Origin of the sequence: Aeromonas sp. QDB18 (genome assembly GCF_027705325.1) — a bacterium.
Lineage (GTDB): Bacteria > Pseudomonadota > Gammaproteobacteria > Enterobacterales > Aeromonadaceae > Aeromonas > Aeromonas caviae.
On sequence record NZ_JAPDBQ010000004.1, the window covers coordinates 47,152 to 70,236 of the forward strand.

The 23,085-nt window shown below is 64.6% G+C and carries 19 protein-coding genes and 3 pseudogenes; 11 read left to right on the forward strand and 11 right to left on the reverse strand.

Annotated elements, in window-relative coordinates:
- Positions 1-62 precede the first annotated feature (62 nt).
- Positions 63-1,167: pseudogene (locus OKC30_RS01545) on the forward strand (NADH:flavin oxidoreductase).
- 79 nt (positions 1,168-1,246) lie between these two features.
- Here the strand turns inward: OKC30_RS01545 and yrfG are convergent.
- Positions 1,247-1,915, reverse strand: coding sequence for a GMP/IMP nucleotidase (gene yrfG, locus OKC30_RS01555; RefSeq protein WP_160836636.1), 669 nt, complete (start codon positions 1,913-1,915; stop codon positions 1,247-1,249).
- A gap of 147 nt (positions 1,916-2,062) precedes the next feature.
- Between yrfG and nudE the strand changes: the two genes are divergently transcribed.
- The 3 genes from nudE (at position 2,063) to OKC30_RS01570 (ending at position 5,208) form a co-directional block, all read left to right on the forward strand.
- Positions 2,063-2,671 carry an ADP compounds hydrolase NudE gene (nudE, locus tag OKC30_RS01560; RefSeq protein ID WP_160836634.1) on the forward strand — a complete coding sequence of 203 codons (609 nt, stop codon included), beginning with the start codon at positions 2,063-2,065 and terminating at the stop codon, positions 2,669-2,671.
- 44 nt (positions 2,672-2,715) lie between these two features.
- Entirely contained in the window at positions 2,716-3,528 is an 813-nt protein-coding gene (cysQ, locus tag OKC30_RS01565; RefSeq protein ID WP_270661784.1) for a 3'(2'),5'-bisphosphate nucleotidase CysQ, read from the forward strand.
- A 411-nt stretch (positions 3,529-3,939) separates the two neighbouring features.
- On the forward strand, positions 3,940-5,208 hold the full coding sequence (locus tag OKC30_RS01570) for an aromatic amino acid transport family protein (protein ID WP_029314815.1): 1,269 nt from the start codon (positions 3,940-3,942) through the stop codon (positions 5,206-5,208).
- Positions 5,209-5,599: 391 nt separating this feature from the next.
- Here OKC30_RS01570 and OKC30_RS01575 read toward each other — a convergent pair.
- The 3 genes and pseudogenes from OKC30_RS01575 to metJ form a co-directional block, all read right to left on the reverse strand.
- Positions 5,600-5,848, reverse strand: a pseudogene (locus OKC30_RS01575) (tRNA-binding protein); the annotation flags it as partial.
- An 84-nt stretch (positions 5,849-5,932) separates the two neighbouring features.
- On the reverse strand, positions 5,933-6,691 hold the full coding sequence (locus OKC30_RS01580) for an AraC family transcriptional regulator (RefSeq protein ID WP_160837677.1): 759 nt from the start codon (positions 6,689-6,691) through the stop codon (positions 5,933-5,935).
- A 35-nt stretch (positions 6,692-6,726) separates the two neighbouring features.
- Complete coding sequence (metJ, locus tag OKC30_RS01585; RefSeq protein WP_005327165.1) at positions 6,727-7,050, reverse strand: met regulon transcriptional regulator MetJ; 324 nt, start codon at positions 7,048-7,050, stop codon at positions 6,727-6,729.
- Between the two features lie 223 nt (positions 7,051-7,273).
- Between metJ and metB the strand changes: the two genes are divergently transcribed.
- A complete protein-coding gene (metB, locus tag OKC30_RS01590; protein ID WP_052815522.1) occupies positions 7,274-8,452 on the forward strand; it encodes a cystathionine gamma-synthase in 1,179 nt (392 codons plus the stop codon).
- The gene (locus OKC30_RS01595) at positions 8,452-10,905 is read left to right on the forward strand and encodes a bifunctional aspartate kinase/homoserine dehydrogenase II (protein WP_270666062.1); all 2,454 of its coding nucleotides are present in this window, start codon (positions 8,452-8,454) and stop codon (positions 10,903-10,905) included. Before metB ends, OKC30_RS01595 begins: the two co-directional genes overlap by 1 nt.
- Positions 10,906-10,972: 67 nt before the next feature.
- On the opposite strand, the gene OKC30_RS01600 is transcribed toward OKC30_RS01595, so the two are convergent.
- On the reverse strand, positions 10,973-11,662 hold the full coding sequence (locus tag OKC30_RS01600) for an LrgB family protein (RefSeq protein ID WP_010675703.1): 690 nt from the start codon (positions 11,660-11,662) through the stop codon (positions 10,973-10,975).
- Positions 11,655-12,056: a CidA/LrgA family protein gene (locus OKC30_RS01605; RefSeq protein WP_039040574.1), complete on the reverse strand. Its 402-nt coding sequence runs from the start codon at positions 12,054-12,056 to the stop codon at positions 11,655-11,657. Before OKC30_RS01605 ends, OKC30_RS01600 begins: the two co-directional genes overlap by 8 nt.
- Before the next feature lie 128 nt (positions 12,057-12,184).
- Between OKC30_RS01605 and OKC30_RS01610 the strand changes: the two genes are divergently transcribed.
- Positions 12,185-13,060, forward strand: coding sequence for a LysR family transcriptional regulator (locus tag OKC30_RS01610; protein ID WP_039040573.1), 876 nt, complete (start codon positions 12,185-12,187; stop codon positions 13,058-13,060).
- A gap of 15 nt (positions 13,061-13,075) precedes the next feature.
- Here the strand turns inward: OKC30_RS01610 and OKC30_RS01615 are convergent, their stop codons facing one another.
- The 3 genes and pseudogenes from OKC30_RS01615 to OKC30_RS01625 form a co-directional block, all read right to left on the reverse strand.
- Positions 13,076-13,852, reverse strand: coding sequence for a substrate-binding periplasmic protein (locus OKC30_RS01615; RefSeq protein WP_244058995.1), 777 nt, complete (start codon positions 13,850-13,852; stop codon positions 13,076-13,078).
- A 37-nt stretch (positions 13,853-13,889) separates the two neighbouring features.
- The gene (locus OKC30_RS01620) at positions 13,890-14,768 is read right to left on the reverse strand and encodes a hypothetical protein (RefSeq protein ID WP_234888594.1); all 879 of its coding nucleotides are present in this window, start codon (positions 14,766-14,768) and stop codon (positions 13,890-13,892) included.
- A 66-nt stretch (positions 14,769-14,834) separates the two neighbouring features.
- Positions 14,835-16,090 (reverse strand): annotated as a pseudogene (locus OKC30_RS01625) (aminotransferase-like domain-containing protein).
- A gap of 252 nt (positions 16,091-16,342) precedes the next feature.
- Here OKC30_RS01625 and OKC30_RS01630 point away from each other — a divergent pair.
- The 3 genes from OKC30_RS01630 to OKC30_RS01640 are packed head-to-tail and all read left to right on the forward strand — an operon-like array spanning position 16,343 to position 18,023.
- Positions 16,343-16,810: an OsmC family protein gene (locus OKC30_RS01630; RefSeq protein WP_160837683.1), complete on the forward strand. Its 468-nt coding sequence runs from the start codon at positions 16,343-16,345 to the stop codon at positions 16,808-16,810.
- An 18-nt stretch (positions 16,811-16,828) separates the two neighbouring features.
- The gene (locus tag OKC30_RS01635; protein ID WP_069651919.1) at positions 16,829-17,266 is read left to right on the forward strand and encodes a rhodanese-like domain-containing protein; all 438 of its coding nucleotides are present in this window, start codon (positions 16,829-16,831) and stop codon (positions 17,264-17,266) included.
- Between the two features lie 28 nt (positions 17,267-17,294).
- A complete protein-coding gene (locus OKC30_RS01640; RefSeq protein WP_160837703.1) occupies positions 17,295-18,023 on the forward strand; it encodes a GNAT family N-acetyltransferase in 729 nt (242 codons plus the stop codon).
- Between the two features lie 125 nt (positions 18,024-18,148).
- Here the strand turns inward: OKC30_RS01640 and ybaK are convergent, their stop codons facing one another.
- Positions 18,149-18,619 (reverse strand): Cys-tRNA(Pro) deacylase, encoded by a 471-nt coding sequence (gene ybaK, locus OKC30_RS01645; RefSeq protein WP_010675694.1) that lies wholly within the window; start codon positions 18,617-18,619, stop codon positions 18,149-18,151.
- A gap of 181 nt (positions 18,620-18,800) precedes the next feature.
- Here ybaK and OKC30_RS01650 point away from each other — a divergent pair, with 181 nt between their 5' ends.
- Entirely contained in the window at positions 18,801-20,282 is a 1,482-nt protein-coding gene (locus OKC30_RS01650) for a GGDEF domain-containing protein (protein ID WP_160837685.1), read from the forward strand.
- A 166-nt stretch (positions 20,283-20,448) separates the two neighbouring features.
- On the opposite strand, the gene ppc is transcribed toward OKC30_RS01650, so the two are convergent.
- Positions 20,449-23,082: a phosphoenolpyruvate carboxylase gene (gene ppc, locus OKC30_RS01655; RefSeq protein WP_010675692.1), complete on the reverse strand. Its 2,634-nt coding sequence runs from the start codon at positions 23,080-23,082 to the stop codon at positions 20,449-20,451.
- Positions 23,083-23,085 lie beyond the last annotated feature (3 nt).

The window sequence follows — 23,085 nt, forward strand, 5'->3', positions numbered from 1 at the left end:
TTATATCCTCCTGGCCCGGGTTTATAGTGGCCGCCATGCCATTGCGATCCCGGGAGAGGACGATGAACAAGACACTGGGCGACAGCTTCCACTTCGAGCGAGCCGGATTGCGGCTCAAGAACCGGGCCGTGCTGGCCCCTTTGACCCACAACATGAGCGGCGCAGGCGGTGATCCCGGCCAGGCCGAGCTCGACTGGCTGGCGCGCTGCGCCCGTGGCGGCTTCGGCCTGCTCATCGCCGCCGCCACCCAGGTGCAGCCCGGCGGGCGCTGCTGGGCGGGGCAGCCTGCCCTGATGACGGACGCTCAGCAGCAGGTCTTCACGGCCCTGGCCGACAGTGCGCGGCAGGCCGGGGCGCTGGCGGTGGTGCAACTGCATCACGGGGGGATGCGGGCTCTGCCCGAGCTGAACGACGGGGCGCCGGTCGGCCCGTGCGCGCTGGCGCCGGGCGGGCGTTACCCCCTCGGGGTCAAGGGGCTGAGCGAGGAGGAGATTCTGACGCTCATTGACGCCTTTGTGATCGCTGCCGAGCGGGCCCATGGTGCCGGCCTGCACGGGGTCGAGCTGCACGCAGCCCACCACTTCCTGCTCTGCAACTTCCTCAACCCCCTGCACAACCGGCGCACCGACCGCTGGGGGGGCAGCCTCGCCAACCGGGGGCGGATCCTGGTGGAGATAGTGCGCGGCATTCGCGCCCGTCTACCCCGGGGCGTCCTGGTCGGGGTGCGTCTCCCCCGAGAGCTATGCCCATATCCAGGGCATCGAACTGGCCCATCAGCTGGCGGTGGCGCGCCTGCTGGCGGACGAGGGGCTCGACTACCTGCACTTCTCCATGGGGGACAGATTCAAGGCGGTGGCGGGGGATCCCGACGGCGGCGCCCTGCTGGAGGCGGTAAGGGTCGGGTTGGCCGGGCGGGTGCCGCTCATGGTGGCGGGCAAGATTAGCGACGCAGATTCGGCGGAGCGGGCTCTGGCCGGCGGCGCCGATCTGGTGGCGGTGGGCACGGCGGCCCTTGGCAATCCGGACTGGATGGAACGGGTGAGCCGCGGCCTGCCTCTGCATGCAGCCCCTTTCACGGCGGCGCACCTCACGGAGGTTGGCTTCACCCCAAGCGTCCTCGACTACCTGGCCAGCATGGGGGTGCTGGCCCCGCGCGATGCGGCCTGAGGGCTTTCATGAACGGTATGCGCTCGGCAGGCTGTTGAGCTGATGTGACAAGGCCCTCGTGAAGAGGGCCTTGTGCGTGTCAGGCGCCGAGAGGGAGCAGGTCGGCGTAGTCCTCGAGCGCCGGGAAGTGCTGGAAGGTGAGCGGCGGCATCTGGCTGTCGGGGTGACGGATGCCGAACTGGTGGGCAATGCCGAACTCGGCCGAGGCGGCCAGGATACGCTCGCTGTCATCCACGAAGAGGGTGCGGGCCGGGTCGAACGCCAGCCGCTCTGCCAGTGCCTGCCAGCAGTGCTGGCTCTCCTTCGACCACCCGAGCTCATGGGTGCTCACCATCAGATCGAGGTGCTGGGCGAGGCCGAGGCGTGCATCCTTCACCGACAGACTGGCGGGATGGGCATTGGTGAAGAGTACCACCTGCTTGCCGGCGGCCTTGAGTGCGGCCAGGAAGGGAATGACGTTGGGGCGCCACTGGATCTTCTCCAGGATCTCCTGTTTGAGGGCGCGGATGTCGAGCCCGAGCGTCCGGGTCCAGTAATCCACGCAGTACCAGTCGAGCGTGCCGTTGACCGCATGATAGTGAGTGTCTATCTGCGCCTTCGCCTCGGCCAGCGGCAGGCCGAGTCGCTCGGCGTAGCGCGCCGGCACCAGTGTTTGCCAAAGATGGCTGTCAAAATGGAGATCGATCAGGGTGCCATCCATGTCGAGCAACACGGTATCAATCTGGTGCCAGGGCAGGGGAGTCGACATGGGGCCTCGCGATGTCTGTGGTGATGGGAAAAACGGGGCGCATTATAACGGATTTTTCAGACATCTTTCCCCTCTTTGCCCCGTGGTGTTCGGCAGGGGAGTCGTTTACTCTTGAAACACGATTTTTTAACGAGCAGTCAGCCCCCGATGAGCGATCCCCACAAGCGCAATCCCGTCCACCTCAGTGTCGAGACCATGGCCCATGACAAGAGCAAGCCGGAGATCCTCAAGGCCGAGATCGTGGCCGAGAGCCGGCTGTTCAAGGTGGAGTCCCTTCACCTGAAATTCTCCAACGGCGAGGAGCGGGTCTACGAGCGGATGCGCGGCGGCAATCGGGGTGCCGTCATGGTGGTGCCCCTGTTCGATGCCCACACCCTGCTGCTGGTGCGCGAGTACGCGGCGGGCACCCACTCCTACGAGCTGGGTTTCCCCAAGGGATTGATAGACCCCGGTGAAGATGCCTTCGAGGCGGGCAACCGGGAGCTGATGGAGGAGGCGGGCTTCGGGGCGAGCAGCCTGACCCTGCTCAAGCAGGTGTCGCTGGCGCCGGGGTATTTCTCCAGCCGGATGGACATCTTGCTGGCGCGGGATCTCTACCCCGAGCAGCGGGTCGGTGACGAGCCCGAGCCTCTCGAGGTGATCCCCTGGCCCCTCAACCGGATCGACGAGTTGCTGGCACGACCGGACTTCACCGAGTCGCGCAGCATCAGTGCCCTGCTGCTGGCCAGCAAATGGCTGGCGGAGCAGGGAAATTAGCCCGCAGAGGGTCTGTTTGGCAATCAGAGGCAGAGGTAAGCACCATGCAGGAGTTGTTGGCCTGGATACCCGAGGTCAAGGAGATCGCCCGTGAGGCGGGCAGGATCCTTCACGAGATCTATCGCGGCGGTCAGTTCGAACGCCAGTTGAAGGAGGATGCGACCCCGGTCACCAGTGCCGATCTTGCTGCCGATGCCTACCTCAAACAGGCGCTGGCGGCGCTCACTCCCCACGTTCCCGTGCTGACCGAAGAGGCGGCCGACATCCCCTTCAGCCAGCGTGCGAACTGGCGCCAGTACTGGCTGGTGGATCCCCTCGATGGCACCGGCGAGTTCATCGCCGGTGGCGGCGACTTCGCCACCCTGATCGCCCTGGTGCGGGACAATGTCCCGGTGCTCGGGGTCATCTACGCCCCCGAATCCGATCTGCTCTACTGGGCGGTGCGTGGTCACGGCGCCTTCAAGGAGGCGAACGGCGAGAGCCGCCCCATCAGCGCCATCCATCATGAACACGATCAGCCTGACTCCCTGGTGGTGGCCATCAGCCGCCGCCAGAAACTGGAGAACCTGACCCGTCGTCTCAACCCGGCCATCCACTACGAGCTGATCCCGCTCGGCTCCAGCTCCCTCAAGTCCTGCCTGGTGGCGGAAGGCGTGGCGGATTGCTACGTGCGCCTGGGCCCCACCGGGGAGTGGGATACCGCTGCCGCCCAATGCATCGTGGAGGCGGCAGGGGGCCGCATCCTCAGCCTGGCGCTGCAACCGCTGAGCTACAACGAGACCGAGTCGCTGGAGAACCCGGACTTCATCGTGATGGGGGACCCGGATCTCGCCTGGGGTCGCATTCTGGCCCACTGACGGGTCGACCAGCTCGCAGAGAATGCAATCAGGCGACCACAGGGTCGCCTGATTGCATTGGTGTGATCCACTGGCTGGTTACGGGGATTTCAGGGAGATTCGCTAGTGATGGCGATAACGGCAGTGGATCATCACATCCAATCTGTCTGCACTGGCATAATTTTCAGTTAATTCTGAAAACATGCATTTCATCGAAACAAAAAATCGGCGTGGGTTTTAATTTTGGTTTTATATTCCTAACTTTTGGTTTGTATCAGGATTAATTGAATAATTCGGGGTGAGATTTCCTCCCAATCTCACTGGTGGAACAGGGCTTTGCCAGTGAGATCTGCCAGCCTCCACTTTTGAGAATTAAATGCTAAAGGAGCACAATGTTTTTAGATTTTAATACTACGTAAAAGTGATTTATCGATGAGTTTATCTGCAGACGTCTCGCGGGAGCTGTCCGGTTCCCCCTCCACCATGGCCAGCACCGGCTGGCGTCGCCACGACACCCACTGGGTCATCAGCCTGTTCGGCACCGCCGTCGGCGCCGGCATTCTGTTCCTGCCCATCAACCTGGGTCTGGGGGGGATCTGGCCCCTCATCATCGTCGCCGTGCTGGCCGGTCCCATGACCTTCCTGGCCCACCGCGGGCTGGCGCGTTTCGTGCTCTCGTCGTCGCGCCCCCAGGCCGACTTCACCGAGGTGGCCGAGGAGCACTTCGGCAAGATGGCCGGGCGCCTCATCTCGGCGCTCTATTTCCTCTCCATCTTCCCGATCCTGCTCATCTACGGTGTCGGGCTGACCAACACGGTGGAGAGCTTCATGGTCAATCAGCTCGGTCTGGCCTCCCCGGATCGGGTGATGCTCTCCGGTGTGCTGGTGTTCGCCATGATCGCCGTGATGCTGGCCGGCGAGAAGGCGATGCTGCGGGCCTTCGCCGTCATGGTCTACCCGCTGGCGGCGATCCTGCTGGCCCTCTCCTGCTACCTCATTCCCCAGTGGCAGTGGCCGGAAGTGACCGCCTTTGAAGGCACCAGCTTCCTCAACACCGTCTGGCTGGCGCTGCCGGTCACCGTGTTCGCCTTCAGCCACGCCGCCGCCATCTCGGGCTTTGCCAACGTGCAGCGCCGGGAGTACGGGGAGCAGGCCGAAACCAAGAGCGGCCTGATCCTGCGCAACACCACCGTCATGCTGGTGGGCTTCGTGCTCTTCTTCGTCTTCTCCTGCGTGCTGAGCCTCTCCCCGGCTCAGTTGGCCGAGGCCAAGGCCCAGAACGTCTCCGTGCTCTCCTATCTCGCCAACATCACCGACAACCCGGTGATCGTGACCCTGGGGCCGCTCATCGCCTTCATCGCCATCAGCTCCTCCTTCCTCGGCCACTTCCTCGGTGCCCGCGAGAGCCTGAAAAGCCTGATCGCCAAGCCCACCGGCCTGCCGCTGGCGAAGGCGGACAAGCTCGGCATCGCCCTGATGTTCTTCGCCATCTGGGGCGCCGCCATCATCAACCCGGGCATTCTGGGGTTGATGGAGACCCTCTCCGGCCCCGTCATCGCCATGATCCTCTTCATCATGCCGGTGGTGGCCATCTACAAGGTGGAGGCGCTGGCCCGCTTCCGTCACCGTTGGGTCAACGGTTTCATCCTGCTGACCGGTGCCCTGGCGGTCTCGGCCCTGCTGTTCAGCCTGCTGAAATAAGCCAGGCCGTCAGCATCAAACAAGAGAGGCGACCCCGGGGGTCGCCTCTCTTGCTTCTGCTCTCTGGTTGCCTTGCCGTCGTCTCACCCCAGCTTGGCGCCGTTCTCCACCGCCTGCTCGGGGATGACGATCAGCACGGCGCCATCCGGGCGATAGAAGCCGGTCAGCAGAAACTCCGACTGGATGGCAATGCTGTTCAGATAAGCACATTTTTGACTAATTATTCATAAATGCGACTTGAGTTGGGGGAGCAAGGCTGTTTCCAGTCGATGTTCCTTCAGCCTTTATCCAGCGTGGCTTGCAATAGAAAGAGGGAGGCATCATGCCTCCCTCATTTTTTTAGCCCTGATACTACGTGGACTGGAACTCAAATTCTCTTAAGTGAACAGCATTGCGACTGGATGGGGCCTATCTGCTTGGGGGGAAAGTTCACCACGGCGACGATCTGGCGGCCCACCAGATCCTCCGGTCGATAGAGGTCGGTGATCTGGGCGCTGCTCTTGCGCACCCCGAGCTCGGGGCCGAAATCCGCCCACACCTTGTAGGCGGGGCGGCGCGCCTCGGGGAAGGGCTCGACCCGCACCAGGGTGCCCACCCTGAGCTCCACCATCTCGAAATCCTGCCAGCTTATGGTCTGCATCTTGGCTCCTCGTTGCCCATACCTTGCATGAGCCTCAGCATGCCTCGAGTGCCCGGGGATTGTCTTCGGCAAAGAGCCGACCGATTACGGCAGGCAGCCGTTTTGCCGGCGCCAGAGGGAAGGGGTCAGTCCGGTTTCGGCCAGGAAGCGCTCGGCAAAGGCTCCCTGGTTCTGATAGCCGCAGCGGCTGGCCACTTCGCCGACGGGCAGCCGGGTGCGAGCGAGCAGGGTGCGGGCCAGCGCCATACGCCGCATCCTGAGGTAGTGGGAGACGCTCGTGCCCACCTGCTGGCGAAAGGCGTGTTTGAACTGGCTCAGGCCGAGGCAGGCGATGGCGGCGAGTTCCTCGTTGGTGAGGGGGTCTGCGAGGTGGGCTTCCATATGACGCTGCACCTTGGCGATACGAGGGGCTATGCGGGGAGCGACGGCGGGGCCCATGCCGCGTCCCTCGGTCAGCAGCCCGAGCCACACCTGATCCATGCCGGCCACGTGGCGCCCCTCGGCCACCATGCGGTGCAGGAAGGCGAGGTAGTGGCGCTGGGCCTCATCCAGCTCGACGAAGGGGTGGTCCCCCAGGGCGGCCGGCAGCCAGTGGCTCTGCTGCACCAGAAACACGTGCGCCGGGTCGGCGGCGTAGGCGTGGCGAAGGCCAGGGGCGATGATGCAGGCAAAACCGGGGGCGAGGCGACATCCCCGACCCTGCACCTCGATCTCGAGGGGGCCGACGAGGGGGATCACCAGCTGGGCGTGGTCATGACTGTGGCTCTGCATGTCGCTCTGGTAGTGACGCAGGCTGAAGGGGGAGGCGGCAGATAAGCATGACGCGGCACCGGGCCGCGTCATTGAAAGGGATGCATCGTTTGCCATGGGCAGCCGCATTACTCGGCGTCGAAGTCTTCGATCTCTTTGCCAAGGGCTTCCATGATGGCGCGGGCCTCGGCGGGGACGCTGTCCGGGTGATCCTTGCGCAGGTCGTCGTCACAGGGCAGCGGCTGGCCGGTGAAGGCGTGCAGGAAGGCTTCGCAGAGCAGCTCGCTGTTGGTCGCATGACGCAGGTTGTTCACCTGGCGACGGGTGCGCTCATCGGTCAACACCTTCAGCACCTTGAGCGGGATCGAGACGGTTATCTTCTTGACCTGTTCGCTCTTCTTACCGTGCTCTGCATAGGGGCTGACGTAGTCGCCGTTCCACTCTGTACCCATGTTCCACCTGTAGTCGTTTGGCCGTGAGCGCGGATTTTAACCCTTAAGGAATTCAATGGCAATCCAACAGCAAAGCCATTTAGACGTCTAGAAGTGTTGACGGCTTTTTTAAGGTGGCGTAGTGTGGTGCACCATGGGCCGGCAGTCCGGCCAGCGAAAATGAGAGCGGGGCTGGACGACCCACGAGGCGGACCGGCTCCGGCAACCCATCAAGGAGAGTGACATGACCCACAAGGCCACCCTGGCGGTACGCACCGGGATTGAGACAGATACGCAGCACGGTGCCGTGGTGCCCCCCATCTACCTCTCCAGCAACTACACCTTTGCCGACTTTGGCGAGCCCCGTCAATACGACTATGCCCGCTCCGGCAACCCGACCCGCACCAATCTGGCGGATGCCCTGGCGGCCCTGGAAGGGGGGGCCGGCGCCGTGGTGACCGGCACCGGCATGGGGGCCGTTCACCTGGTGACCACGGCTCTGCTCAAGGCGGGGGATCTGCTGATCGCCCCCCACGACTGCTACGGCGGTACCTGGCGCCTGTTCGAGTATCTGGCGGCCAAGGGCCACTACCAGGTGCAGTTCGTGGATCAGGGAGACGAGGGGGCGCTGGCCGCCGCGCTGGCCCAGAAACCCGCACTGGTGTGGGTGGAGACCCCCTCCAATCCGCTGCTGCGGGTGGTGGACATCGCCGCCATCGCCGAGGCCTCCCACGAGGTGGGGGCCCAGGTGGTGGTGGACAACACCTTCCTCTCCCCCTTGCTGCAACAGCCCCTGGCCCTTGGTGCCGACGTGGTGGTCCACTCCACCACCAAGTACATCAACGGCCACTCCGACGTGGTAGGGGGGGTGGCGATCGCCAAGGATCAGGCTCTTGCCGACTCCCTGGTGTGGTGGGCCAACTGCCTGGGGCTCACTTCCGGTGCCTTTGACTCCTACCTCACCCTGCGGGGCCTGCGCACCCTGGCCCCGCGCCTGCGCACCCATCAGGAGAACACGGATCGCATCCTCGCCTTCTTGCAGCAGCAGCCGCTGGTCAAGCGGATCTATCATCCCAGCCTGCCGAGCCATCCGGGCCACGACATTGCGCGCCGTCAACAGTCCGGCTTTGGCGCCATGCTAAGTTTTGAGCTCGATTGCAACGAGACGGGGCTGCGCGCCTTCCTCGCGGGACTGCGCCTCTTCTCGGTGGCGGAGTCCCTCGGCGGGGTGGAGAGTCTGGTGGCCCACCCGGCCAGCATGACCCACAGGGCCATGACCCCTGCGGCCCAGCAGGCGGCGGGTATCAGTGCCCAGTTGCTGCGCCTGTCGGTGGGGATTGAACACGGTGAGGATCTGGTGGCCGATCTGGCCCAGGGGTTTGAACAGGCGCAGTTGGCACAACAGGCAGAGCAGGTGAAGTAATGGAACAACAACAAGGAGAGTGTGTGGTGGCAACAGAGGCAGTCTTCAAGCGGCGCCATGTACACAAGTTCGGCGGCAGCAGCCTGGCGGATCCGGTCTGTTATCGCCGGGTCGCCAGCATCGTCGAGCAACAGGTGGGGGGCAACGAGCTGGTGGTGGTCTCCGCCGCGGGCAAGACCACCAACCGGCTGATCCAGCTGGTGGAGCTGGCGGAAGCGGGGGATGAGGCCGCAGGCGAAGCCATCACCGCCCTGTACGCCTATCAGCAAAGCCTGATCGACGGCCTGCTGGAAGGGGAGCTTCACCTCGATCTGAGCCAGCAACTGACGGGCGACATGCAGCTGATCGCCAAGACCCTGGAGGGGCAGTTTGACCGCTTCGAGCGCAACGGCCTGCTCGCCTTTGGCGAGGTGTGGTCCGCCCGCCTGCTGGCTGCCCTGCTCACCAGCCGGGGTGAGGCGGCCGCCTGGCTCGATGCTCGCAGCTTCCTGCGCGCAGAAGACGGCGCCCTCATCAAGGTGGATACCGCCCTCTCCAGCGAGCTGCTCAAGGCCCGCCTGGCCGAGCACGCCGGTCGCATCGTGGTGACCGGCTTCATTGCCGCCGACATGGAGGGGCGTTCCCTGCTGCTGGGGCGCAACGGCTCCGACTACAGTGCCAGCCTCCTGGCGGCGCTGGCGGACGGCGAGTCCACCACCATCTGGAGCGACGTGGCCGGGGTCTACAGTGCCGACCCGCGCCGGGTGAAAGAGGCTCGTCTGCTGGAGCGCCTGAGCCTGGCCGAGGCCAACGAGCTGGCGCGCCTGGGCTCCTCGGTGCTGCATTCGCGTACCCTGCAGCCGGTGGCCGACAGCCGTCAGCGCCTCACCCTGCGCTGCAGCTACAATCCGGACGAAGGCTGCACCCACATCCTGCGCCGTGCGCCCCGCTCCGGCGGTGCCCGCATCGTCTCCTCGGTGGATCAGATAGCCCTCATCGAGCTCAAGGTGCTGCCGCAGACGGACTTTGAGCAGACAGTGGCGGCCATCGAGGCCCATCTGGCCCGCCATCGCCTCCATCCGCTCACCCTGCAGCGCCAGCCGGATCGGCGGGTCCTGCGTCTGGCCTACACCCTGGAGGTGGCACAAGGGGCCTTCGAGGTGCTCCGTGACTTCCAGTTGCAGGGCAACTTTACCGGCCTCATCCAGAAGGAGGGGTTCAGCCTGGTCGCCCTGGTGGGAGCCGGCGTCACCGACAATGCCGAGCAGTGCCACCGTTTCTACCAGCTGTTGGCGGATCAGCCTCTGGAGTTCGTGCAGGTGGCCAAGGACGGCCTGAGCCTGGTGGCCGTGCTGCGCCAGATCGTGCTGGAGCCGCTGCTCATCGCTCTGCACAGTGCCCTGTTCAGCCGCCCGACCCGGGTCGGGCTGGTGGTGTTCGGCAAAGGCAATATCGGTGGTCACTGGCTGGGGCTCTACGCCCGCGAGAAGGCGCGCCTCGAGCATGAGCTCAATCTGGCGCTCACCCTCTACGGGGTCTTCGACTCCAAGGGCGGGCTGCTGGACGAAGAGGGGCTGGATCCCCTCAAGGTACAGGACAACTTCAATCCCAAGCCGCTCATCTGGCCGGAGCTGCTCTCCCAGCTGGAGCAGCACAGTTTTGACTCCCTGATCGCGCTCGACATGACCGCCAGCGAGACGGTGAGCCGCTACTACCCGGACTTTGCCCAGCTCGGCATCCACATCATCGCCGCCAACAAGTTTGCCGGTGCCGCCGACAGCGAGTTTTACCAGCGCATCAAGCAGACCTGCCGCGACCATCAGGTGCAGTGGCGCTACAACGCCACCGTGGGGGCCGGGCTGCCCATCCAGTCCAGCATCCAGATGCTGCGTCAGAGCGGTGACCGCATCCAGGGGGTTTCCGGCATCTTCTCCGGCACCCTCTCCTGGCTGTTCCAGCAGTATGATGGCACTCGCCCCTTCTCCGAACTGGTGGACGAGGCGTGGCAACACGGCCTGACCGAGCCGGATCCCCGGGAGGATCTCTCCGGTCAGGATGTGCGCCGCAAGCTGCTTATCCTGGCGCGGGAGGCGGGCTTCGAACTCGACTCCGCCGACATCGAGCTGGAGAACCTGGTGCCGGTGGTCCTGCGCAAGGTGAGTGCGGATCAGTTCATGGACAGGCTCAAGGAGCTGGATGACCCTATCCAGACCGCCTTCGAGGGGGCGCGCCGGGTCGGCAAGGTGCTGCGTTATGTCGCCCGCTTCGAGCACGACGGCAAGGCCCGCGTCGGGCTGGAGGCGCTGGAGCCCCATCACCCGTTTGCCAACCTCTTGCCCTGCGACAACGTGTTCGCCATCGAGAGCGACAGCTATCGCACCAACCCCCTGGTGATCCAGGGGCCGGGAGCGGGCCGGGAAGTGACGGCCGCCGCCATCCAGTACGATCTCTGGCAGATCTGCGCCAGCCTCTGAGGCTGCGTGACACGATGCAATGAGAAGAGGCGCCCCAGGGCGCCTCTTCTGTTATCGGGTAGTGGAGTTACCAGAACAGCCGGCCCAGGAGGGGGGCGAGCAGCACGGTGGCCATGCCGGCGATCATCATCACCATGCTGGAGACCACCCCCTCCTCGTTGCCCATCTGATAGGCCCTGGCTGTCCCGGCCCCGTGGGCCGAGGCACCAAAGCCCGCGCCCTTGCCAAGGCGGCTGCGGATGGCGAGCACGGTGAGCACGCTTTCTCCCACCGCCATGCCGATGACGCCGGTCAGCACCACGAACAGGGCGGTGAGATCGGCGTTGCCACCCACGGAACGGGTCGCCTCCACCGCGAAGGGGGTGGTGATGGATCTCATGGCCATGCTGCGTTGCAACAGCTCGGAGAGGTTGAGCCAGCGGGCCAGCAGCACTGTGCTGCCCACCGCCATCACCACGGACGCCACGACCCCGACCGAGAGGGAGAGCCAGTGGCGGCGCATCAGCTGGCGATTCTCGTAGACGGGCACCGCGAAGGCGACGGTGGCAGGGCCCAGCAGCCAGAGCAGCCAGTGGGATTCGGCCATGTAGTCCCGGTAGGGAATGTGGAACAGCATCACCACGGCCACCAGCAGGGTGGGGGCCAGCAGCAGCGGCATCAGGGGCAGGATGCGCTTTTTGCCATAGAGCCACTTGCTGGCGTAGTAGAAGAGCAGGGTCAGGGCGAAGCAGAGCAGGCCGAGCAGGGTGTCAGACATGGCGGCGACTCCGGCGGGCCAGCTTCAGCTCGAGGCGATAGACCCTGTCCACCACCAGCGCCGTGGTGCCGAGCACCAGCACGGTGCTGACGATCAGGACCACCATGATGCGCCACCCCTCCTGCAGCAGCAGCTCCTGATAGTTGACCACGGCCACTACGGCAGGGACGAAGAAGAGCAGCATCTCCGCCAGCAGCCAGCGGGCCCCGGCACTGAACCACTGGGCCTTGACCACCCCGAGCAGGATGCAGACCAGCAGCAGCAACATGCCGGTGAGGTTGGCGGGCAGGGGCAGGTGCAAGGTGCGCACTGCGATGTCGGCCAGCAACCAGATGGCCGCCAGCAGGGCGATTTGGAAGGGGGTTTGCAACCAGCGAAGGCAGAGGGTTTTCATGGCAAGCGTCTTTCTGTGAACCTGCTCACAGTATAGAGAGGGACCAAACCTGCAAAAAATGAATTTAAATTATCAAAATCATGCCAAAGAGGCATGATTTAGCCAGCCATCCCCGTCAAGAGAGCACCATGGATATTCGAGCCCTGCGTTACTTCGTCGAGCTGGTGCGGGAGCAGAGCTTCACCCGCGCCTCCGAGAAGCTGTTCGTCACCCAGCCCACCATCAGCAAAATGATCCGCAACATGGAAGAGGAGCTGGGCCAGCCCCTGCTGAGCCGGGTCGGCCGCCGCTTCACCCTGACCGACAGCGGCCAGGTGCTGTTCAATCGGGCCCAGACCATCCTGGCGGAGATGCAGCAGCTGGAGGCGGAGCTGGCGGATCTGCAGAGCCTGCAATCCGGGCGTCTTGCCCTCGGCATCCCGCCCATGGTGGGTCATGTCTATGCGGATCTCATCCGTACCTATCGCAGCCGCTACCCCGGTGTGGAGCTCTCCATCGTCGAATATGGCGGGCGGCGCATCGAGCAGGCGGTGCTGGCGGGGGAGCTGGATCTCGCCATCACCATGCTGCCGACCAGGGAAGAGGGGGCCCTCTGCGCCCTGGATCTGGACAGTTACCCCATCCGGGTGGTGCTACCGGACCTGCCCCGCTGGCGAGAGGGGGGCGAGATCCGGCTGGAGGCTCTGCGGGACGAACCCTTCCTGCTCTATACCCAGGCCTTCACCCTGAGCGAGCGGCTGGAGCAGGCCTGCGAGCAAGCCGGGTTCGTGCCCCAGGTGGCGGCCCGCAGCAGCCAGTGGGACTTTCTCACCGCCATGGTGCGAAGCGGCATGGGGGTCGCCTTCCTGCCGGAGCCCATCTGCCGGCGGCTGACGCCGGACGGGCTGGTGTTGCGCCCTCTGGCCCCGGCGCTGAGCTGGCGACTCGGGGTGATCTGGCCAGGGGATCGCTACCTCTCCCGCACCGCCGAGGCCTGGCTTGCCCTGTGCCGCGAGCAGGGCTGAGGAGCGGGTCTGGGGTTAGGGGGTCCCCGGTGACGCCATGCCTGTGACGAAGCGGGCATAGGCTGCGGAGTGTCGCACCTCCTCAATCTCGTCCCACACCTGTTGGCTGAGATCGGGGTGGGCCTGATGGAAGGGGTGGGAGAAGATGAGGTAGTAGGGTTTTTCGACCAGGGGAGGGGTGATCCGCTCGAGTGTGGCCTGCAACTGCGGGTGGGCGGCCAGGGTCCGTTCTGCGACCCCGGTTTGCAGGGCGGCGGCAACGGCGCGCTGCATCGCGACCTTCTTGAGCAGGATCAGTGGTTCCCTGCTGGAGTCATCCACCCTGACACCGCTCTCCCGCAGTTGGGCGACGATGGAGAAACCGGACTGCGCCGCAATGACGCCAGGGGCGACGAGCTGCCGGCCATCCCAGCGAACCTGTCCGCCTTTTGGCTGGTAGAGGCTGTAGCTCTCGGTGAGCAGGCGCTTGGCGGGATCAGGTGCTCCGTGTCGCATGGGATAGACCCCTATGGTGCGAGCACGCTCTTCGCTGTAGCTCAGCTTGACGGCGGCATCGAGCTGGCCCTGGCTGACGAGGGAGAGGCAGCGTTTCCAGGGAAGGGGGGTGAGAATGATGGGATGCCCGATCCGGTTTGCCACCTCCTTGAGGTGGAACTGCACTATCCCCTCGCCGGACATCAGCAACCAGGGAGGCGAATCGCTGTTCTCCATGCAGGCACGAATGCTGCCGGGGGCGGCCATGACGCAGGTCGGCAGCAACCAGAGCAGCAGCGCCAGACAGAAAGTGCGCAAGGGGAGCCTGCCTGACAGGGGAGAACCGGCGAGCCAGTCAGGGAGCGATGCCAAAGTCATCCCTCATCGGGTCATAGAGATAGGAGCGGTAGTCGGTGCTCTCGTCGGGCAACTGCGGGTTGGTCAGCCGGAAGATCTGGCGTGAATCGAGCCGGGCAAAGACCAGGGAAGGCTGGAAATGTTGGCGCCAGAGGCGCTGCAGGGAGCCATCTTTCCAGGCCAGTTGCAGGCCGCGCAAAAGGCGCTCGCGCTCCTTGCTGTAGGTGGCGTGGCTATAGAGGGAGTGGATGAGCGGATAGAAGAGGGCGACATGGCTATCCACGGTCAGCCCCGGCAGGCCGGGTCTGTGGTTTTTCCACTCGCTCAATATCTCGTTGGCACCACGGCAGAAGGGATCGATCCGGCCACGGGCCACCAGGCGAAACAGTGACTCATAGTTATCCACCTCCTGCACCCTGAAGCCGTTGTAGCGAAGGATGTCGGCATCCCGCCAGCCTGTGCCCACCCCTTGCGTGAACTGCTGCAACTGGGACAGGGTGTGAACCCCGGCCAGGGCCTGGGCACTGCCGACAAAACAGACCCGGTAGCCGAGCACGCCCAGATCGATGGGGAAGGGGACCAGGCTGACACCGGGTTGAGGGATCTCCTGGGGCCAGCTGTCGACGATGAAGAGGGCATTCTTGCCCGGCGTTTGCACTTCGAGCCGCATCCTCGCCTTGTTCATCCTGATGGCGTCGAGCAGTTCATAGTCGCCGTAATCGGGCCGTGTTTTCTCCAGCGCCAGCTGCATCGCCGCCCGGTAATAATTCATGCGGACATCCTGTTGGGTTTCCCCGGTGATCAGGGTGAAGCGGGTGGCCGCCATCGTGAGGGACGGGAGGGAGAGGGCGAGCAAAAGGAGCAGGATTCGATGCATCTTGACCGGGTTCGGCAACGGGATTGTGCCCAGTATAGACGGGCCATTCCCGTCGACACAGCGCTATCAGGCTCTGGCAGATCTGACCTCTTGAGAAGGGGGGCATGCGGATTTCATCAAGAGACCCAGGCGACGACAGAGTTGGCGCAGCGTCTGGTTGTCGAGGCAGCCAAAGCCGAGCAGCCACCCCTCCAGCGTCGGCGGGCCCAGGTAGAACTGGCCCAGATGACGCAGCCCCAGCCCGCAGGCGTTGGCGGCATCGGTCCAGCGCGCCTCGCCACCGGGGGGCAGCAGCACGGCGCACTGCAGGCCGGCGCCGCTGTGGATGGGGGTGAGCCCCGGGCAGTGCTCGGCCAGTTCCGCCAGCAGCAGATCCCGTCTGCTCTGGTAGAGGAGGCGGCTCTGGCGCAGGTGGGTGGCGAAGTGCCCGCCCCGGATGAAGTCTGCCGTGACCGCTTGCTGCAACTGGTTGCTGTGGCCGTCGACGGCGGCCCGGGCGCGGCAGAAGGAGTCCATCAGCGGCCTGGGCAGCACCAGGTAGGCGAGGCGCAGCGAGCCGAACAGCACCTTGCTGAAGGTGCCCACATAGATCACCCGCCCCTGGCCGTCGAGCCCCTGCAGGGCGGGCAGGGGACGCTGATCATACTGGTACTCCCCGTCGTAATCGTCCTCCAGGATCCAGGCGCCGTGACGCTCTGCCTCGGCCAGCAGCGCCATGCGGCGGGGCAGGCTCATGGGGACGCCAAGGGGGTACTGGTGTGCCGGGGTGCAATAGATGAGGCGCGGCGCAGGATGATCCCCATGAGGGTTGAGCCCCTCTTCATCCACCGGCACCGGATGCACCCGGGCACCGGCGCTCTCCATGGCGGTGCGAGCCCCGGGATAACCGGGGTCTTCCACCCAGACGGTGTCACCGGCATCGATGAGCAACTGGGTCGCCAGCAGGATCCCCTGCTGGGAGCTGGTGAGGATCAGGATCTGATCCGGCTCGCACACCACGCCGCGGGACTGCACCAGATAGCTGCTGATGGCGGCGCTGACTGGGGCGGGCGCGGCGCGGGGCGCACCGCCGCCAGGGCGACAAAGCTGCCGGCGCCCACCTTGCGCACCAGATACCCCTCCGCCTCGAGCCGGCCATAGGCCAGTTCCACCGTGCTGCGGGAGATACCGAGATCCCGGGCCAGGAGGCGGCTGGCGGGCAGGCGGCTGTGCAGGGGCAGGTGGAACGCCAGGATGGCCTCGCGCAGGGTACGCACCAGTTGTTCGTGCAGGGGCAGATCCCCTTGCTGCTGGCTGGCGAAGAGCGTTGGCAGAACGGTCATGGTGTGATCCCGTTGGCGCGGGGGTTGCGCCCCTTTCGAGGCAGGGATCCTGCCCGCAGGGCATGGCGCGGCTGTGGGGCTGGCGACCGACGGGCAGAGCGGGTGGGGTGGATGGTCATGGTGGCGGCTCGATGAAATTGGTCTGCCCATATTGGCAAAATTGGTCGGCGTGGCAAGGCCATTTTGTCGCTACATTGATGGTCACAGGGTGGCGCCAGCGGGCGGCACGGATTGGCAACACAAGGAGTCTGCATGTCGGAATACAGTGCCACCATCAGTTGGCAGCGGGGGGAGCACGAGCCCTTCGTCGATCAGCGTTACAGCCGGGCCCATGAGTGGGCGTTTGATGGCGGGGGCAGGGTGCCGGCCTCCTCCTCTCCCCATGTGGTGCCGCTGCCTTACTCGGTGGCGGAACATGTAGACCCGGAAGAGGCGTTTGTGGCGGCCCTGTCCAGTTGCCACATGCTCATCTTCCTCTGGCTGGCGACGAAGGCGGGCTATCGGGTAGAGAGCTACCGGGACGAAGCGGTCGGCATCATGGCGAAAAACGGACAAGGTCGCCTCGCCATGACCCGGGTCACCCTGCGTCCCAGGGTGATCTTCGGGGGAGAGCAGGAGCCCGCCCTGGCGGATCTGGAGCAGTTGCACCACCAGGCTCATGAGGAGTGCTTCATCGCCAACTCGGTCAACACCGTCGTCACCACAGAGATCGTCATCTAGTCATCAGGAGCGTTCAGGATGAGTCATGTATTGAGCACAGGGGTGGCAGGGGCCGCCGAAGCCAGCGCCTTTTTCGAGGCCCAACTGAAGTTTCGTACCGATCCGGCGGATCTGGCCGCCGATCTGCTGGCCGGGGTAGCGGGCATCGTGGTCATCGATACCCGCTCCCCCGCACACTATGCCGAGGGGCACATTCCCGGCGCCATCTCCTTCCCCCACAGGACCATGACGGCGTCGACCACGGCGGTACTGGACCGGAACCTGGTGTATGTCTGCTATTGCGACGGCATCGGCTGCAACGGTTCGACCCAAGGGGCCTACAAGCTGGCGTCCCTCGGGTTTGAGGTCAAGGAATTGATAGGGGGTCTGCACTGGTGGCGTCAGGACGGTTTCGCCGTCGCCACGGGCAGTGAGCCCGGAGTGCTGCTGGAAGGGGGAATTGCCTGTGCCTGTTGAACGTTGCAATGAGGGGGGCGACGCCTCTCTGTCCGGCGCCGCCCTTTTCAACGACTTTGGGCAGCCTCTGGGGCGTGCGCTGCCAGAATGGCGCGGCGCCGAGTTCCCTCCCCACCGTGCACTGCATGGCTGGGGCTGTCGTCTCGAGCCCCTTGATCCCGAGCGCCACCTGGGGGATCTGTGGCAGGCATTCAGTGTCGACAGCGGGGCCATGTGGACTTACCTGACCAGCGGCCCTTTCGCGGACGAGGCCGCCATGGGGGTCTGGATGCGGGAGGTTGTCACCAAGCGGGATCCCCAGTTCTACGGTATCATCGACGAGGGGAGCGGACGGGCGCTGGGGCTGGCGAGCTACCTGCGCATCGATCCCCTGGCGGGCAGCATCGAGGTGGGCTGGCTGCACTTCTCCCCCGCCATGCAGCAGTCACGGCTGGCGACGGCGGCCATGGTGTTGATGATGGCCAATGCCTTTGCCCTGGGATACCGGCGCTACGAGTGGAAGTGCAATGCCCTGAACCTGCCTTCGCGCCAGGCGGCCCTGCGCCTGGGCTTTCACTATGAGGGGACCTTCCGTCAGGCGCGGGTGGACAAGGGACACAACCGGGATACGGCCTGGTTCTCCGTCATCGACAGCGAGTGGCCCGCCCTGAAAGGGTGCTTCGAGCGCTGGCTGGAGGACGGCAACTTCGACCATGCCGGGCGTCAGCGTCGCCGACTCTCCGAACTGACCGCCGCCTGCCGCTCTGGGGCGTGTTGAGGGCGACAGATCACCCGCCGGGACGGGGTGGTTTCCGGTCGGGTTCCTTGGGCGCTTCGCACACAAAGCGCCAGATCCGACATCCAGACGCAAGAGGCGCCAGTCATGGCGCCTCTTTTGTTTGTTCAGTCGTGGTGATCGCCGATGGGGGCCGCAATCCAGTTCATCAGCCGGACCATGTCCCCGGGGGCCACGCCGACCGAGAGCCCCCGCTTGCCACCGCTCACCAGGATCTCGTCGAAGGCCATGGCGGAGTCGTCCAGCACGGTGGGCAGCAGCTTCTTCTGGGCCAGGGGGCTGATGCCGCCCACCTTGTAGCCGGTCAGCTTTTCGGCTTCCGCCGGCTTCATCATCTCCACCTTCTTGAGTCCGGTGGCCTTGGCGAGCTGCTTGAGGCTGCACATGCCCGAGGAGGGTACGATGGCCACCACCGCCTGCTTGTCGTGATGGGCGAGCAGGGTCTTGAACACCTGCGCCTCGGGCAGGCCCAGCTGGGTAGCGGCATGTTTGCCGAAGTCGTCGTGGGCTTCGCACTCGTAGGGGTAGAGCCTGTGGGGGATCTTGAGCTTTTTCAGCAAGTTGATGGCGGGTGTCATGGGGTCTCCTCGAACCGTGGCAAGGCCAGACAGTCTGCGCCCGGGAGCCGGATGTGGCAAGAACCAGTCTTCACACCCAATCGGGGCCTGTGTTAGCGTAACCGGGTGCCGGATCCTATGATTTGGGCACTTGTCCCCGCATTCCAATGCAATGCGCCGGCGATCGAAAGGAATCGTAGGCATGAATACCACAGCACTTTGCGCTCGCGATATCGACGCGATGGATCGATATGAGACCCTTGCCAGGCTGACCGCCCTTGATCGGGCCTATGGCATGGTCGAGTTCGATCTCGATGGTCGCATGGTGTCGGTCAACCCCCTGTTTTGCGACATGCTGGGCTATCCCCCCGAAGCGCTGGTGGGCCAGTCCCATCTCATGCTGTTGCCGCCGGATCTGCAGGCGGAGCATGATCTCTTCTGGCAGAAGGTATTGGGTGGCGAGATCCAGTCGGGGGAGTTTCGCCGGGTCAGGCAAGGTGGCAGCCCCCTCTGGCTCCATGCCACCTACATGCCCGTGAGCGACGAGGCCGGCACCCTGCTGGGGGTGGTCAAGCTGGCGCACGACATTACCTCGGCTGTGATGGCCAAGCAGCGGGTCGAGCAGCAGAGCCAGCTGTTTGACATCGTGGTGGCCGCGCACCAGAGTTTTCTGCTCGATCGCAATCTCGGCTCCGCCTGCGATACCGTCTTCGAGCGCCTGCTGAGCGTGAGCGAGAGCTCCTATGGTTTCATCGGCATCATCCAGTACGAGGATGGTCGTCCCAGTCTCTATGTCCCCTCCATCTCCAATGTCTCCTGGGACGAGGCGACCCACGCCTGGTATGAGCAGCAGCGCCAGAGTCGGGGCGGGCTCATCTTCAGCAAGCTCGACAACCTGTTTGGGCACGTGGTGACCCACAATACCCTGGTGTGCTGCAACGATCTGCCGAGCCATCCAGCCAGTCGCGGTGTCTCCCCCCGTGGTCATCCGCACCTGGAGAGCTTCCTCGGCATTCCCATCCGCCACAAGGGAGAGGCGATCGGCATGATCGCTCTGGCCAACCGCCCGGGTGGCTTTGACGAGACCCATGTCAGCCTGCTCGAGCCCCTCACCACGGCCCTTGGCACCCTTATCCACGCCCGCAACCTGGAGGACGAGCGCAGCCGCATGGAGCGGGTGCTGCGCTTCAACGCCGAGCACGATTTCTTGACCAAGCTGCCCAACCGCAGCAGCTTCTTCCAGCAGGCCAACGTGCTGCTGGATCACGTCCAGCACCATCCCGCCGAAGGGGAGGCCTGCTGCCTGGCCTTGATAGATATCGACTTCTTCAAGCAAATCAATGATGTATATGGACACCTTGCCGGAGATGCCGTGCTGGCGTCGCTGGCGGGGCTCCTGATGCAGGCGGTGCGCAGCAAGGATCTGGTGGCGCGCTTTGGCGGGGAGGAGTTCATCTTGCTGCTGCGGGGCACGACCCTTGAGGAGGCACACAGCATCATGGAGCGCATCCGGCATCAGGTGGAGCAGCACACCTTCCTGTACCAGCACCAGGCGATCACCGTCACCATCAGCGTGGGGATCACGCCCTATCAGATGAGTTACAGGCGCATGGATGACTGGCTTCAATGCGTGGACCAGCGACTTTACGAGGCAAAACGTCGGGGTCGCAACCAGGTCTCCTGATGAGAGGCCATATCGCGAAATAAAACAGGGCGCCATCATGGCGCCCTGTTTGTTGTGGATGTTTTTTTCCCTTAGAGGGGGCTGTGCTGGCGGCAATATCGGGATCCCCGTGCCCGGCAGAGATGAAAAAGGGCGCCGGGGCGCCCTTGTTTGCAACGGTCCGGGATCAACCGGTGTTGCGCATGCCGGCGGCGATGCCGGCGATGGTGACCATCAGCGCCTGATCCAGCTCGGGGTGCAGGGTCTCCGGGTGGTTGCGGGAGCGATTGAGCAGCTCGGCCTGCAGCACGTTGAGCGGGTCTGTGTAGGGGTTGCGCAGCTTGATGGACTCCTTGATCCAGGGCTGATCGTCCAGCAGGTCGCCCTGCGGGCGCAGTTTCAGCACCACTTCGATGGAGTCGGCAAGCTCCTGACGCAGCTGCTTGCCGAGTGCCCACAGGTTCTCCGGCACCAGGCGGGTGTCATAGTATTCCGCCAGCCAGAGGTCGGCCTTGAGGAACACCATCTCCAGCATCTCGAGACGGGTGCGGAAGAAGGGCCACTGGCGGCTCATCTCGTCCAGCACGCTCTTCTGGCCGTCGTCGATGGCCTGTTGCAATCCCTTGTGGGCGCCGAGCCAGGCCGGCAGCATCAGCCGGTTCTGGGTCCATGCGAAGATCCAGGGGATGGCGCGCAGGCTCTCGACACCGCCGTTGGGCTTGCGCTTGGCGGGGCGGGAACCGAGCGGCAGCTTGCCGAGCTCCATCTCCGGGGTGGCAGCACGGAAGTAAGGTACGAAGTCCGGGTGACCGCGCACGATACTGCGGTAGTGATCGCAGGAGACAGACGCCAGCTGCTCCATCACGGCGCGCCAGCTCTCTTTCGGCTTGGGCGGCGGCAGCAGGTTCCCCTCCAGCACGGCGCTGGTGTAGAGGTTCAGGCTCTGGATGGCCACCTTCGGCAAGCCGAACTTGAAGCGGATCATCTCCCCCTGTTCGGTTACCCGCAGGCCGCCGCGCAGGGATCCCGGGGGTTGCGACAGGATCGCCTGATGGGCGGGGGCGCCGCCACGGCCGACGGTACCGCCGCGGCCATGGAACAGGGTGAGGCGGATGTTGTTGGCTTCAGCCAGCGCCACCAAGGATTCCATGGCGGCGTACTGGGCCCAGCCTGCGGCCATCATGCCCGCATCCTTGGCGGAGTCGGAGTAGCCGATCATCACGTACTGACGGCCCTGGATGTAACCGCGATACCAGTCCACCGACAGCAGGCGTTCCATCACGGCGGTACCCGCCATCAGGTCTTCCTGGGTCTCGAACAGCGGGGCAACCGGCATGCGGAACTTGCAGCCAGCTTCCTTCAGCAACAGCTGGACCGCCAAGACATCGGACGGGGCACCGGCCATGGAGATGATGTAGATGCCGAACGCATCGGGGTCGTGCTGGGCGATGACGCGACAGGTGTCGATGGTCTCGCGGGTCTCGGCACTGGGATCCCAGTCGCTCGGGATGAGGGGGCGGCGGGAGTTCAGCTCGCGCAGCAGGAAGGCCTGCTTGTCCTCTTCGCTCCACTCGGCGTAGTCGCCCACACCCAGGTAGCGGGTCAGCTCGGAGAAGACCTGGCCGTGACGCTCGCCATCCTGACGGATGTCCAGCTTGACCAGGTGGATGCCGAAGCAGGCCAGCTTGCGCAGCACGTCCAGCAGCATGCCGTCGGCGATGTTGCCCATGCCGCAGGCGTGCAGGGAGTGGTAGCAGAGCTCCAGGGGCTCGCGCAGCTGGGCGGTGCTCTTGACCAGATCCCGGCTCTCGCTCGCCTGGCCCTGTACCTTGGCGGTCAGGTACTCCTGGGTCTCGCGCAGTTGCTCGCGCAGCTCGCGTACCAGGGCGCGATAGGGTTCCGGGTTATCACCGACCCGGGCACGCACGGCGTCAGTGCAATCGGCCATGGAGAGCTCGGAGGTGAGCTCCTTGATGTCCTTGTAGAACAGGCTCACCGCCATCCAGCGGCCCAGCTCCAGCACTTCGGCGGTCACCTTGGCGGTGACGAAGGGGTTGCCGTCGCGGTCACCGCCCATCCAGGAGGTGAACTTGACCGGCGCGGCGTCCAGCGGCAGCCGCACACCCAGATGGTGTTGCAGGCGCTCGTCCAGATTGCGCATGAATTCGGGGATGGCCGGCCACAGGCTGTTTTCCACCACGGCGAAGCCCCACTTGGCTTCGTCCACCGGGGTCGGGCGCTGTTCGCGGATCTCGTTGGTGTGCCAGGCCTGGTTGACCAGTTGCTCGATGCGACTCTGGATCTTGTCCCGCTCGCGGGGCAGCAGATCGGAGAGTTCCAGGGCCTCGAGGCAGTCGTTGAGCTGCACGTGCTTGTGGATCAGGGTACGACGGGTCACCTCGGTGGGGTGAGCGGTCAGCACCAGATCGATGTCCAGCTCGCGCACGGCCTGGATGATGGCCTCCTGGGACAGGTTGGAGGCTTTCAGCTTGTCGAACATCTGCTCCAGCGGGTCCGGGGTGCAGACCTGCTCTTCGCAGCGACGGGAGATGGTGTGGAACTGCTCCGCCACGTTCGCCAGGTTGAGGAACTGGCTGAAGGCACGGGCCACGGGCAGCAGTTCGTCATCGGAGAGGGTACGCAGGGTGTCGAGCAGGCGCTCTCTGTCAGCCTCGTTCCCCTTGCGGGAAGACTTGGCCAGTTGGCGAATGGTCTCAATCTTGTCGAGGAAGGCCTGCCCCTGATGATCCTTGATGGATTTACCCAGCAGTTGGCCCAACATGCCTACGTTGGCCCGTAGTGCGGCGTACTTTTCGTTCATTCC